Below are 13,311 nucleotides of genomic sequence, written 5' to 3'. Positions count from 1 at the left end.
CCGGGAGCGCGTGTCGTCTATAGGAGCAAGATGCCGCGCACGCACCACAACCGCCACGGGGACCGCGCCAGCCGCGACGACGAGCCCCCTCCCGTCAGCTCAACGCACGCGGAACGTCACCGAACGCGAGCCGGCGTTCGTGGCCACCGTCAGCGTGTACTTGCCCGCCTTGAGCGTGCGCCCGTTCACGCGGCGCCCGAGGGTGAAGGTCCGGGACCCGGCCTTCTCCGACTTTGACCACCGGCTCACCGCACTCGCGCAGGCCTTCGCGCCACACGCGCGGTGCACGGAGATCGAGACCTTGGCGTTCGCGGTGAGGGCGAACGTGACCTTCGCGGACCTGCGCGCCGTCACCTGACCGGCGACCGTGAGGCGCGAGACGACCGGCGCCGGGTGCGGCGTGGGCGTCGCGGACGGCACCGGTGCCGGCGGCTGCGGCGTGGGCGCGGGCGGCTGCGGGGTCGGCGTGGGCGTCGGGGCGGGCGGCTCCGGCGTGGGCGTCGGGGTCGGCGTGGGGGTGATCGCGAGCACCGCATCGGTCGCCGCGGCCGCGTTCAGGCGGCCCGACGTCACCGACAGCCCGGCGAACGCGGCGCGCACGTCGACCGAGCTGAGCAGCGCGCTCTTGATCGCCAGGCTGGTCGCGCCCGGCTTCGCGCCGGCGAGCAGCGCCGCCGCGCCCGCCACGTGCGGGGTCGCCATCGACGTGCCGTCCATGTACACGTAGCCGCCCGGCACGGTGGAGGCGATCTCCACGCCCGGCGCGAACAGGTCCACGTCGGTCGCGCTGGTGTTGGAGAAGTCCGCCGCGAGGTCGTCCTCGTCGCTGGCGCCGACGCACACGAGGTTGGCCGCCTCGGTGTTGCACGGGTAGTAGGCGGCGGCGTTCGCGCCGTCGTTGCCGGCCGCGATCACGTACAGCGTGTTCGGGTGCGAGTTGATGACGTTCTCGACCGTCACCGAGTAGCCGACGCCACCGAGCGAGGCGTTGACGACCGGCACGCCGAGCTTGCCGGCGTAGTCGAAGGCCTGCGCGATCGTGACGGACGAGGCCTGCGAGCCGGGCGCGGCGAACACCTTCACCGGCAGGATCCGTGCCGAGGGCGCGACGCCCGCAATGCCGACGCCGTTGTCGGCGACCGCCGCGATCGTCCCGGCGACGTGCGAGCCGTGCTGGTGCAGCTGCGTCTCGACCGTGTTGTCGTTGTTGGCGAAGTCCCAGCCCTGCCAGTCGTCGACGAAGCCGTTGTGGTCGTCGTCGACGGCGTTGGTCTCCTTGCCGCCGCCGCGCTCGCCCGGGTTGCCGGTGAACTGGCCGGCGAGGTCCGGGTGCGTGGTGTCGATGCCCGAGTCGACGACCGCGACCGTCGCGCCGGCGCCGGTCGTGCGCGTCCACGCGTCCGCGACGCTGATCTTCGGCAGGCCCCAGAGCAAGCCCCAGAGCGAGTCGTCGGTCGCCGGCGAGGCGGGCAGATCGCGTTCGGCGTACAGGACGTCCGGGTTCGCGTCCAGCTCCGCGAGCGCGCCGGCCACGTCGCCGTCACGCGGCGTCACGACCTCGGTGTTCGGGAGCGTCGTCGTCTCGACCAGCCGCACGTCCGCGTCGCTGCGCACGGCCGCGCGCTCGCTGGCGTCCAGCCCGCCGACGCGCTTGACGATGATCGCGTCGTCAGCCACAGCCGAAGCGGGAAACGCGAGCGCTGCGAGGGCAAGGCTGAGAACGAGGCGCACATCCAGTCAATCGGCCGATCCACCGGCATCGCGCAGCGCGTCGCCGCGATCTGGCCTACCGTTCGAGCCGTGATCGCGGTCCTCGACGACGATCCGACCGGCTCGCAGACCGTCTACGGCGCGACCATCGTCACCGCGCTCGACGAGCTGGCCGACGACCCGCTGACGTTCTACCTGACCAACACGCGTTCCCTGCCCGAGGACGCGGCGGTCGAGCTGACGTACGACCTCGCGCGGCGCCTGTTCGAGCACGACCCGGCGATCGAGCTCATCAGCCGCAGCGACTCGACGCTGCGCGGCCACGTGCTGCCCGAGGTGCGGGCGATCGACCGCGCGCGGCGTGACGTGCTGGGGGAGGGCTACGACGGCGTGCTGCTCATCCCGGCGTTCTTCGAGGCGGGGCGTGCCACCCGCGGCGACGTGCACTACGCGGGCGACACGCCGGTCGGCGAGACCGAGTTCGCGCGGGACACCACGTTCGGCTTCAAGGCCTCGAACCTCGTCGACTTCGTGGCCGAGCAGGGCGGCGGCGAGGCGCTCAGCCTGAGCGCCGACTCGACCGACGCCCTGGGCGAAGTCCGCGACGGCCGCTGGATCGTCGTCAACGCGGAGTCCTACGCCGACCTCGACGCGGTCGTGGCCGCCGCGCGCGCTTCCGGCCGGACGCTGCTGTACCGCACCGGGCCGTCGTTCGTGCGCGCCCTCGCGGGGCTGGAGGAGCGCCCGCCGCTGCAGCGGATCCCGCGCCGCAAAGGCCACGGCCTGGTCGTCGTCGGCTCCCACGTCGGCCTGACGAGCCGCCAGGTCGCGGCCGCCCAGGAGCGCTGCGGGCTGATCGAGGTCGAGCTCGACGTCACCGACCTCGACCCGGCCGGTGTGGGGGAGCGGGTGGCGCGCGCCCTCGCCGACGGCGACGTCCTGCTCTACACGAGCCGCGAGCGCGTCGACGGTGACCTCGCGTTCTCGCGTCGCGTGTCCGAAGCGGTGACCCAGGTGGTCCGCCGGGCGCTGAAGGCCAAGCCGGGGTGGCTGATCGCCAAGGGCGGGATCACGTCGCACGACGTCGCCGTGCACGGGCTCGGGCTGCGCCGCGCGGAGGTGCTCGGGCAGCTGCTCCCGGGCATGATCTCCGTCTTCAGACCGATCGACGCGGACCCCGACGCGCTCGGGATGCCGTACGTCGTGTTCGCCGGCAACGTGGGAGACGAGGGGACTTTGGCCGAGATCGTGGAGCGGATCAGGTAGATGCTCGCCACCGGAACCGATCTGCTCGCGCGGGATGGCGCGGCCGTCGCCGCCATCACCACCTACACGCTCGAGTCCACGCGGGCGATCGTGCTCGCCGCCGAGCGCGTCGGCCGGCCCGTGATGCTCCAGGCCGGCGCGAGCTCCTTCGGCGCCGTCGGGCGGGAGCCGCTCGCCGCCGCCGCGCTGGCCGCCGCCCGTGCGTCCTCCGTGCCGGTCGGGGTTCACCTCGACCACAGCCGCAGCGTCGAGGAGATCGAGGCGTGCATCGCGCTCGGCTACAGCTCGGTGATGATCGACGGCTCGCACGAGGAGTACGAGGCGAACGTGGCCGTCACCCGGCGCGTGGTGGAGCTCGCACACGCCGCGGGCGTGTGGGTCGAGGCCGAGCTGGGCGCGCTCGCCGGCGACGAGGACGCCTCCAGCACGACCGACCATGAGGCGGGCGCGATGACCGATCCCGACCAGGCCGCGGACTTCGTCGCGCGCACCGGCGTCGACGCGCTGGCCGTCGCGATCGGCAACGTGCACGGCTTCACGCCCAGGCCGGTGCGGCTGGACCTCGGGCGGCTGCGCGAGATCGCCGCCGCCACACCCGTCCCGCTCGTGCTGCACGGTGCCTCCGGGCTGCCGGACGAGGACCTCCTCGGGGCGGTCGAGCTGGGCGTCGTGAAGGTCAACGTCAACGCGGAGCTGCGCCGCGCGCACATCGGCGCGCTACGAGCCGACGTGGGCGACGACGTCCGCAAGCTCCAGCAGCTCGCGGTCGAGGCGATGGCCACCGTGGCGGCCCAAAAGATCGAGCTGCTCAGCGGTCGGTCATAGGCTTCTCCGCATCGCAGACCTGCAGGACATCGTCGACGACCTCGAAGCGGAGCTGCTCCGGCCGATCTCGGTCGAGGACCGCCGCTGGCGGCTGCTGGCCCACAGCGCCCAGCCCGACGAGACCGATCCGGTCCGCCGCAGCTCGATCCTGACCCGCGAGACCGCGCCGGAAGTCGCCGCGTGGCTGGAGGGCCTGGGCCTCCAGCGGGCCCGCGAGCTGGTCGACCTCCCGGAGAACGCCGCGCTGGGGATGACCCAGCGCGCCGTGCTGCCGATCCGCCACGGCGACGTCCTGCTCGGGTTCCTGTGGGTGATCGTCGGCGACCGCGAGCTCACCGACGCCGAGCGGGAAGCGATCACCCGCGGCGGCGCGGAGGTCGCGAACAACCTCTGGGGCCGCCTGCGCGAGGTCGACGAGCGCCGCGCCCGCGTCAACGCCCTGCTCGCCCGCGCGTTCACCGGCGAGGACGTGGCCACGGACCTGGCCTCCGCGCTGCGCTGGCCGCCGAGCGGCGCCTACGCCGTCGCGGTCTCGGCGGGCGGGGACGAGATCGCCGAGCGCCTGCGCCGCCGCCGCGGTGCCGCGGACTTCACCTGGCTCACCCAGGACGACCGGGTCGTGATCCTCGCGCGTGACCCGGCTCCGTCGCTGGCCACGGAGCTCGCGACGGCGGGCGCGACCGGCGGCTTGTGCACGTTCACCGCTCTCGCCGGTACCCACGAGGCGCTCCGCCACGCCGAGCTCGCCGCGCTGTGCGCCCGGGCCGACCGCGCGCTCGGCCCGATCGCGACCTGGGGCAAGCTCGGCAGCTGGGGCCTCGTCGCCGAGCTGTGGGTGGGCGCCGGCCGACCGCTGCCGGTCTCCCCGCTGCTGACGCTGACGACGCACCGGCGGGGCGACCAGTTGTTCGAGGCGCTCACGGCGTTCCTCGACGCGGGGGGGGACGTCGCCGCCGCCGCGAAGGCGCTCCACCTGCACCGAGCGTCGCTCTACCGCCGCATCCAGCGCATCGAAGAGGCCACGGGCCTCGACTTCAGCCGCGGCGACGACGTCCTCACCGCGCACCTCGGCCTCCGTCTGCTCCGCCTCTACGAGGCGCGTTCCTAAAGAGGGACTGTCCCTCTTTAGCGACAATTGTCGCGTTAAGGGGTCAGACCCCTCGGCGCGACAGGTGTCGCGTGTTCGTCCGCAATGACGCGACGGCGGGTACCCCCGGGATATGGGCGCTGACGCGAGGATTCCGGGTATGGCCGCAACGACCCAAGAGCGCCCGATGGACCTGGAGCGCCCCATCAAGGAGATCGGGACCGATCTCGCCGCGCGGATGCCGCGCCCGCGGCTCGTCTCGACCGCTCGGGTCGAGCAGCGGATGACCGAGATGCTGATGAAGGACCCGGCGCTGCGCGCGGCGCTGTTCCGCTTCGTGGACGTGCGCCCGGCGTGCGACACGCCCGCTGACCTGATCCGTCACCTCCACGAGTTCCTGGAGGAGGCCGAGTCGAAGACCGCCCAGCGCGCATCGACCTTCACCGGCCGCCCGCTCGCGCGCCGGCCGATCGCCGCCGTCGCCGGTGCGGGCGTCAAGCGCATGGCGCAGCAGTTCATCGTGGGGGAGGACGCCAAGGACGCGCTCCCCGAGATCACCAAGCTCTGGAAGCACGGGGTCGAGACGACCGTCGACCTGCTCGGCGAGGCCACCGTCTCCGAGACTGAGGCCGACGTCTACATGCGGCGCTGCGAGGAGACCCTCCGCGCGCTCGCCGGCGCCGCCACCAAGCCCGGCCAGGTCAACCTCTCGGTCAAGGTCTCCGCGCTCACCCCGCTGCTGCGCCCGACCGCGCCCGAGCGCGGCATCGAAGGCGCCCGCCCGCGCCTGGAGCACCTGCTGCGGGTCGCGAAGGAGGTCGGCGCGCACCTGCACGTCGACATGGAGTCCTTCGACACGCGCGAGGCAATCACCGAGCTCACGCTGGACCTGCTCAGCCAGCCCGAGTTCGCCGACGGCCCGAGCGCCGGCATCGTGCTGCAGGCGTACCTGGTCGAGTCGCCCGAGCACCTGGACCACCTGCTCGACTGGGCCGAGCGCACGCCGCGCACGCACCCGTTCGTGATCCGCCTGGTCAAGGGCGCCTACTGGGACCATGAAGTCGTCCAGGCGGCGCAGAACGGCTGGGCGCCGCCGGTCTTCACCGACCGCCGCGAGTGCGACCGCAACTTCGAGCAGCTGACGCGTCGCCTCATCGACGCCACGCCGACCGTCCGCGTGGCCATCGCTTCGCACAACCTGCGCTCGATCTCGCACGCCGCGGCCTACGCCGACGCGCGTGGGGTCGGCAACGCCGACCTCGAGTTCCAGATCCTCCGCGGCCTCGGCGACGACACGCAGGCCGCGATCGCCGCCACGGGCCGCCAGGTCCGCGCGTACTGCCCGGTCGGCGACCTCGTCGCCGGCATGGCCTACCTCGTGCGCCGCCTGCTCGAGAACACCGCCAACGACTCCTTCCTCGCCGCCCACGCGAGCGGCACCGACACCGCCGAGCTCCTCGAGGCCCCGTGATGAACACCTTCCGCAACGAGCCGCTGCTCGAGCTGCGCCGCAGCACCGTCCGCAACGAGGCGCTCGCCGCCCTCGCTGCGCTGGACGCCAAGCTCCCGCTCGAGGTGCCGATGCTGATCGGTGAGGACGTGGTCCAGGGCCAGGTCTTCTCCTCGGTGGACCCGAGCGCGCCCGCGACCGTCGTCGCCAACGCGCACGCCGCGACCGCCGCGCACGTCGGCGACGCGATCACCGCGGCGGAGCGCGGCCAGAAGGTCTGGTCCCAGCGTCCCGCGAGCGAGCGCGCCGCCGCGCTCTCCCGCGCCGCCGGCATCCTGCGCAGCCGCCGTTACGAGCTCGCCGCGCTCGCCGTCCGCGAGGCCGGCAAGCCGTGGGCGGAGGCCGACGGCGACGTCGCCGAGGCGATCGACTTCCTCGAGTACTACGCCCAGGGCGCGCTCGCGCTCGACGGTGGCCGCCCGCTGATCCAGATGCCGGGTGAGCGCAACGCGATGCGCTACGTCGCCCGCGGCATCACCGGCGTGATCGCGCCGTGGAACTTCCCGCTGGCGATCGCCGCCGGCATGGTCTCCGCCGCGCTCGCGACCGGCAACGCGGTGATCCTCAAGCCCGCCGAGCAGGCCCCGGCGTGCGCGAAGGCCGTCGTCGACGCGCTGCACGCCGGCGGCGTCCCGCTCGAGGCGCTCAGCTTCCTCCCGGGTGGGGACGAGCCGGGCAAGGCGCTCGTCGCCGACCCGCGCATCCACACGATCGTCTTCACCGGCTCCTGCGCCGCCGGCCTGAACATCCTGCAGACGGCCAACACGTTCGTCCCGGGCCAGCGCCACATCAAGAAGGTCATCGCCGAGATGGGCGGCAAGAACGCCATCATCGTCGACTCCGACGCCGACCTCGACGACGTCGTCCCCGGCCTGCTCAAGTCCGCGTTCGCGTTCGCCGGCCAGAAGTGCTCCGCCGCCTCGCGCGCGCTGATCCACAAGGCGGTCGCCGACGAGCTGGCCGAGCGGCTCGCGGGTGCGATCAGCACCCTGCGCGTCGGCCCGGCAGCGGACTTCGGCACCGACGTCCCGCCCGTGATCGACATCGCCGCCCAGCAGCGGATCCAGGGCTACGTCGACAGCGCGCGACCGCTCGCCCAGGGCGACACCCGCGACGACGGCTTCTACGTCGCCCCGACCCTCTTCCACGGCCTCCCGGCCGACCACAAGGTCATCCAGGAGGAGATCTTCGGCCCGGTCCTGTCGCTGGAGACGGTCGACAACGTCGAGCACGCCTGCGACCTCGTCGACGCCGGCGGCTTCGCCCTCACCGGCGGCCTCTTCAGCCGCTCACCGCGCACGATCGAGTACGTCTCCGACCGCACCCCAGTCGGCAACCTCTACATCAACCGTGAGATCACGGGCGCGATGGTCGGCCGCCAGCCGTTCGGCGGCGGGCGCCTGTCCGGCACCGGCCCGAAGGCGGGCGGCCCGGACTACCTGCTGCAGTTCGTCGAGGCCCGCGCGGTGACCGAGAACACCGTGCGCCACGGCCTCGTCGTCTAGCGCCACCTGAACCCGAACGCGTACCCGCACGGGACCGGCCCGATCTCCTTCACGCGGCCGGTCCTCGGGTTCATCATCCCGAGCGTCGTCCGGGAACCCCGGGCGCGCGTGACGAGCACCCGCTTGCCGTCCGGGGTCCAGGCGGTCGGGAACCAGCGCGTCGCGAACGACCGCAGGTGCTTGCCGCCGGGGCTGACGAACCAGATGAGCGCGCGATCGCCGACGTGGGTGTCCGTGTAGGCCAGCCGCCCGTCGGCGGCAATCGCCGCCGCGCCGATCGAGTAGCGCGACTCGCCCTTCAAGTGGATCGTGCGCTTGCGCTTGCCGCCCACGTCCGTGACGAGCGCCGAACGTGATCTGGGCAGGGTGGCGCGAGCGGTGAGCCGGCCGCGCACCCATTGCAGGTCCCACACGGACCGGTAGGTCGCAACGCGCCTGGCGGGAGAGCCGAGCCGCTTGATGTAGATCGCGTAGTTGATCAGGTCGCCCCGGCCCACCACCCGCCGCGCGAAGGCGATCGTGTGATCGTCGCGCAAGGCCACGTTGTGGGCCTCACCGACGCTCGTGCCCCTCGCCAGCGGCACCGGGCCGAGCGTGGTGACGTCGCCGACAAGGCCCCAGAACTCCGGCCAGCCGTCACGCGAGAGCGCGATCGTCTCGCCATGCACGTCGAACGAGTTCACGCCGCTGCCTTCTCGGCTGGCGGTCAGTCGCTGCAGGACGCCATCCTCGAGCGAGTAGACGTCGAGCGTCCTGTCCGGCTTGGGGCCGCAGAGCATCAACACCTTCCCGTCGACGCGCGGCCCGGGCACCGGCGCGAACGGGTCGGGCGCAGGCCGCGAGGAGCCGCCGCAGCCCGCCAACAGCGCGAGCCCGAGTAGTGAGGCGCGTTTCATCATCCTTGACCAGCCGCAGGGTACTCACCCGAACGGTGTCTGCGCGGTAACCGATTATTGACCTCAGATGAGAGCCGGTCGTATGATCCGGCCGATCGGGCCCTGGACGGTTGGAGGGGAGCGGGCTCGATCAATTGGGGGCCAATAGGGATGGGGGGCAGTGATGGCGCGTACGCGCAGCCGTTTGCTGGTGCTTGCCGTTTTATCGGTGGGCGTGTTGGGCGGGAGTGCTCCGGCATTCGCGCAGGACCCGGAGCCGACCAAGACCGTGCGGGTGAAGTTGGACGGCGCCGTGATGCTCGCGGAGGCGCAGAACGCGGGCTTCGACCTCGACCACGGCATCGAGCGGGTGCCGGACGGCATCGAGGCCGACATGCACGTCACGCGGGCGCAGGAGCTGCAGCTCGCCGCGATGGGCGCGAAGATCCTGGAACCCGGTCAGGAGTTCCGGTGGAGCCTCGCGAAGGCCAACACGGTCGCCGCGGACAGCCTGCTGGCGCCGCCGGCGCCGACCGTGCGCGTCGTGCGCGCGGACTTCTTCTCCACGAAGGGACAGGGGTTCCTGTACGTGGAGGCGCGCACGACCAAAGGCGCGCAGACCAACCCGATCGTCGGGATGACGCTCGAGAGCGACACGGGAGCGGAGACGGCGTTCGTGTCGCCGCGGACGATGAGCCGCTTCGTGGACTCGGGCGAGTACATGTTCCACCGCAACCTGTTCAAGGTCGACATCGACAAACGCCCGGATCGCATCCGCGTCACGTCGACGATCAACGGGGTCGCGGACGGCGTCGCCATCGGCAAGGTGTCCGACTGGCTGCAGGACGTCACGCCGCTCACGGCGGACCCGGAGTTCAAGGCGGACTTCGTCGACGACTACAAGACGCCGCAGCAGCTGTACGGGCGCTTCGAGGAAATGGCGCAGCAGTACCCGGACATCGCCGAGATCGTGGCGATGCCGTACAAGACGAACGGCTACCAGCGCAAGGCGCAGGCGACCGTCGGCTCCACGACCGGCACGGCCGCGAACTCGGCGGTCGTCGTCAGCTCCGCCGCCTGGGGCCACGAGGGCGGCAACGGGATCACGGTGGAGATGGTCAACCGGCCGGGCAGCGATCTGCCGCTCTCGGTCGAGGTCATCGACCGCAGCGTGCGCGTGCTGCTCGCCAAGAACGCGGCCGGCGCGGTCTCGAGCACCGCGGCGCAGGTCGCGGCCGCGATCGAGGCGGGCGCGCCGACGCTGATCGACCGCGCGCATCCGTACCGGGCGAACCTCGGCACGGGCATCGTGCCGGCGACGGCGGCCCCGGTGGTCCTCACCGACTTCCTCGACCAGAAGCGCACAGGTGCGCCCGCCGGCGAGGTGCCACGTGGGCCGTACACGATCCGCGCGCTGCGGATCGGCAAGCACCGTGACGGCTCCAAGCCCGGCGTGCTGATCCAGGCGTCCGACCACGCGCGTGAGTGGGTGCCGATGACGATCACGCTCGAGACCGCCGAGCGGCTCGTGCGCAACTACAAGACCAACGACGCGATCAAGGACATCGTCGAGAACACCGACATCTTCCTGGTCCCCGTCAACAACCCGGACGGCGCGAACTACTCGTTCTACAACTTCGCGTCCCAGCGCCGGAACATGACCAACCACTGCCCGGACACGGACGCCGACCCCGGTCGCCGCAACGCCTGGGGCGTGGACCTCAACCGCAACTACCGCGTCGGCTCCGGCTTCGACGGCTACGACGGCGCGTCCGAGAGCTGCACCAGCGACACGTTCCAGGGCCCGGCGAAGCTGTCCGAGCCCGAGGCCAAGAACGCGATCTGGCTCGTCGAGAACAACCGCAACATCAAGTTCATGATGTCCGTGCACTCCAACGGCGGCCAGCTGTTCTGGCAACCGGGCGCGTACATCGCCGACGGGCGCATCACCACGCCGCGGCCGCCGCTCGGGCACGAGTCGTTCTACTGGCAGTCCGCGAACCGGATCCTGTCGCAGGTGCGGGCCACATCGAGGCAGACCGTGGTCACGCCGGAGAACGTCGGCGGCTCGTCCGACGTCCTGTACTCGTCCGCGGGCAACGTGCGCGAGGACATGTACTTCAACTACGGCATCTTCGCGTTCGGCTGGGAGGTTGGCGGGTCGGTCTACAACCCGGCCACCGGCAACTGGCAGGGCGGCTCGTTCCAGCCGCCGTGGGTCGGTCAGCCCGACCTCGTCAGCGGCCACAGCGAGACGATGGAGTACTCGAACGGCATCATCGAGATGTTCCGGATCGCCGCGGACTTCGGTCGCGACAAGGCACCGGCAACGTCCTCGCTGCTGCCCGGCGGCCGCCAGTACGACTCGCCGACGGGCATGAGGTTCGAGACGAGCGAGCCCGCCACCGTCTACTACACGACGGACGGCACGCGCCCGACCCTGCAGTCGCCGCGGTACAAGCAGACGGAGTTCCGCGAGCCGGGCGAGACGCTGTGGGTGGACAAGACCACGACGTTCAAGTGGTTCTCGGTCGACGCGGCGGGCAACGTCGAGCCGGCGGGCTATGACCCGGCCAACCCGGCGACGGCGGACAGCTACCGCACGAGCACGGTCCAGATCGGTGAGAACGGCACCGTGGGCGGCACGGTCCCGGCGACGCTGAGCCTCGTGCTCGGCACGCCGGCGCAGTTCCCGCCGTTCGTCCCGGGCGTTCCGAAGGAGTACGAGGCCTCGACGACGGCCAACGTCATCTCGACCGCGGGCGACGCCGCGCTCTCGGTCAGCGCCCCCGGCCACCTGACCAACGGCGCGTTCTCGCTGCCCGAGCCGCTGCAGGTGCTGTTCTCGAAGGCGGCGTGGACCGCTCCGGTCACGAACGACCCGGTGACGATCACGTTCAAGCAGGCGATCAAGGCCAACGACGCGCTCAGGACGGGCACGTACAGCAAGACCCTGACGTTCACCCTGTCAACAAGCAACCCGTAAAGCTCAGGGGTCCCGCCCGATTGTCGGGCGGGACCTGACCGAGGAGGGTGGCGTGATGAAACGCCTCCTCACGCTCACCCTCCTCATCCTGCTGGCGCTCCTCACGCCGGCCGCCGCGGACGCGAACCGCGGCTACGGCGCGTTCGACCCCTACGAGGACCTCGCGGTCTTCGAGACCTCCGACGACGGTCGCGAGCTGCGCTCGCTGACCATGCGCGTCGAGATGCGCTGCAGCGACGACTACGTGTACCGCTGGGTCGTCAACGTCAAGGCCCGGCGCGGCGCGCTGAGCGCCAACACGCGCGACCGCAACGCGCTCGTGGTCAAGCGCGGCACGCTCCGCGGCAAGCTGACGGGCCGCTTCGGCACCCGCCGCGACTACGCCGAGTACACCGGCTCGATCGTCGTCTCCAACGTGCGCGAGAACTCCGCCCGGCTGAAGGTCTCGCTCCTGCGCACGGAGAGCCTGGACCGCGACGACCGGTGCCGCTTCGACGGCACGCTGCGCGCCGAGCGCGACCCGGGCACGCTGTTCGTGGGCTCGACCGACGACGACGAGCCCGTCTCCGTGCGCCTGACCGAGGACGGCACCGGCGTCGAGTGGCTCTCGGGCTACGGCACCGACTGCGATCCCGAGGGCTTCATGCAGGGCATCCACATCGGCACGGTCGCGCTCAACGACGACGCGACCACGTTCGGCTCCGACGAGCTGGTGCCCGGGTTCGAGTACGACCCGTTCGGCACGGGCACGTTCGAGCAGTCGATCCAGATCGGCGGGCAGCTGGAGAGCGACCGCGCCTCGGGCACCCTGCGCATCTTCGCCACGGGCGGCCCGGACGACGCCGACGCGTGCGACACGGGCACCCGCCGCTGGCGCGCGATCAGCTCCTAGTTGGGGGAGTGGAGCTGGATCAGGTTCCCGCACGTGTCGTCGAGCACGGCCGTGGTGACGGGCCCGACGTTGGTCGGGGCCTGAGTGAACGTGACGCCGAGCGCGGACAGCCGTTCGTGCTCGGCGTGCACGTCGTCGACCTCGAAGGACGTGAACGGGATCCCGTCCTCGGCGAGCGCCGCCTTGAACGGCCCGGCCGCCGGGTGCTCGTCCGGCTCGAGCGAGATCTCGGTGCCGCCGGGCTGCTCGGGCGAGCCCACGGTCAGCCACGAGTGCTCGCCCATCGGGATCTCGGTCCGCTTCTCGAAGCCGAGCACGTCCGTGTAGAACGCGAGCGCCTTCTTCTGGTCGTCGACCAGGATGCTCGTCAGGGTGATCCTCATGGCCGGGGCTCCTTCCAACGCCGCACGATCTCGTCCAGCGGCGCGGTGTCGAGGTGGTGGAACTTGTAGCGGCCGTCCCTGCGCGTGCTGACCAGGCCGGCCTGCTCGAGCACGTCGAGGTGCTGAGAGACCGCCTGGCGCGACATGCCCAGCCCCTTCGCCGTCAGCCGCGAGCAGAGCTCGAAGAGCGTCTGACCGTCGCGGTCGCTCAGCTCGTCGAGGATCGCTCGCCGCGCCGGGGCGGAGAGGGCGTGGAAGACGTCCGTGATGCG

General features: G+C 71.8%; 12 protein-coding genes. 7 read left to right on the top strand and 5 right to left on the bottom strand.

The window, feature by feature from the left end; translation table 11 throughout:
- Positions 1-99: 99 nt before the first annotated feature.
- On the bottom strand, positions 100-1,677 hold the full coding sequence (locus tag OJ997_RS07870; protein ID WP_270024519.1) for a S8 family serine peptidase: 1,578 nt from the start codon (positions 1,675-1,677) through the stop codon (positions 100-102).
- Positions 1,678-1,800: 123 nt separating this feature from the next.
- Here OJ997_RS07870 and OJ997_RS07865 point away from each other — a divergent pair, with 123 nt between their 5' ends.
- Together OJ997_RS07865 and OJ997_RS07860 are read left to right on the top strand one after the other, a co-directional pair.
- On the top strand, positions 1,801-2,976 hold the full coding sequence (locus OJ997_RS07865; RefSeq protein WP_270024518.1) for a four-carbon acid sugar kinase family protein: 1,176 nt from the start codon (positions 1,801-1,803) through the stop codon (positions 2,974-2,976).
- On the top strand, positions 2,977-3,801 hold the full coding sequence (locus OJ997_RS07860; RefSeq protein ID WP_270024517.1) for a class II fructose-bisphosphate aldolase: 825 nt from the start codon (positions 2,977-2,979) through the stop codon (positions 3,799-3,801).
- Here the strand turns inward: OJ997_RS07860 and OJ997_RS07855 are convergent.
- On the bottom strand, positions 3,785-4,084 hold the full coding sequence (locus OJ997_RS07855; RefSeq protein ID WP_270024516.1) for a hypothetical protein: 300 nt from the start codon (positions 4,082-4,084) through the stop codon (positions 3,785-3,787). The genes OJ997_RS07860 and OJ997_RS07855 overlap by 17 nt on opposite strands.
- Between OJ997_RS07855 and OJ997_RS07850 the strand changes: the two genes are divergently transcribed.
- The 3 genes from OJ997_RS07850 (at position 4,067) to OJ997_RS07840 (ending at position 7,903) form a co-directional block, all read left to right on the top strand.
- A complete protein-coding gene (locus tag OJ997_RS07850) occupies positions 4,067-4,909 on the top strand; it encodes a PucR family transcriptional regulator (RefSeq protein ID WP_270024515.1) in 843 nt (280 codons plus the stop codon). The genes OJ997_RS07855 and OJ997_RS07850 overlap by 18 nt on opposite strands.
- Before the next feature lie 139 nt (positions 4,910-5,048).
- The gene (locus OJ997_RS07845) at positions 5,049-6,359 is read left to right on the top strand and encodes a proline dehydrogenase family protein (protein WP_270024514.1); all 1,311 of its coding nucleotides are present in this window, start codon (positions 5,049-5,051) and stop codon (positions 6,357-6,359) included.
- On the top strand, positions 6,359-7,903 hold the full coding sequence (locus OJ997_RS07840; protein WP_270024513.1) for an aldehyde dehydrogenase family protein: 1,545 nt from the start codon (positions 6,359-6,361) through the stop codon (positions 7,901-7,903). The genes OJ997_RS07845 and OJ997_RS07840 overlap by 1 nt, the downstream gene beginning before the upstream one ends.
- On the opposite strand, the gene OJ997_RS07835 is transcribed toward OJ997_RS07840, so the two are convergent.
- Positions 7,900-8,802 carry a TolB-like translocation protein gene (locus OJ997_RS07835; protein ID WP_270024512.1) on the bottom strand — a complete coding sequence of 301 codons (903 nt, stop codon included), beginning with the start codon at positions 8,800-8,802 and terminating at the stop codon, positions 7,900-7,902. The two genes, OJ997_RS07840 and OJ997_RS07835, sit on opposite strands and share 4 nt — an antisense overlap.
- Before the next feature lie 187 nt (positions 8,803-8,989).
- On the opposite strand from OJ997_RS07835, the gene OJ997_RS07830 reads away from it, so the two are divergent.
- Together OJ997_RS07830 and OJ997_RS07825 are read left to right on the top strand one after the other, a co-directional pair.
- A complete protein-coding gene (locus tag OJ997_RS07830) occupies positions 8,990-11,764 on the top strand; it encodes a M14 family metallopeptidase (protein ID WP_270024544.1) in 2,775 nt (924 codons plus the stop codon).
- A gap of 55 nt (positions 11,765-11,819) precedes the next feature.
- Positions 11,820-12,656 carry a hypothetical protein gene (locus OJ997_RS07825; protein ID WP_270024511.1) on the top strand — a complete coding sequence of 279 codons (837 nt, stop codon included), beginning with the start codon at positions 11,820-11,822 and terminating at the stop codon, positions 12,654-12,656.
- Here the strand turns inward: OJ997_RS07825 and OJ997_RS07820 are convergent.
- Together OJ997_RS07820 and OJ997_RS07815 are read right to left on the bottom strand one after the other, a co-directional pair.
- Positions 12,653-13,039 carry a VOC family protein gene (locus OJ997_RS07820; protein WP_270024510.1) on the bottom strand — a complete coding sequence of 129 codons (387 nt, stop codon included), beginning with the start codon at positions 13,037-13,039 and terminating at the stop codon, positions 12,653-12,655. The two genes, OJ997_RS07825 and OJ997_RS07820, sit on opposite strands and share 4 nt — an antisense overlap.
- Positions 13,036-13,308, bottom strand: a complete 273-nt coding sequence (locus OJ997_RS07815; protein WP_270024543.1) for an ArsR/SmtB family transcription factor — start codon at positions 13,306-13,308, stop codon at positions 13,036-13,038. The genes OJ997_RS07820 and OJ997_RS07815 overlap by 4 nt, the downstream gene beginning before the upstream one ends.
- Positions 13,309-13,311: the final 3 nt, after the last annotated feature.

Origin of the sequence: Solirubrobacter phytolaccae, from assembly GCF_027587195.1 — a bacterium.
Lineage (GTDB): Bacteria > Actinomycetota > Thermoleophilia > Solirubrobacterales > Solirubrobacteraceae > Solirubrobacter > Solirubrobacter phytolaccae.
This window is presented reverse-complemented; position numbering and strand designations above follow the sequence as displayed.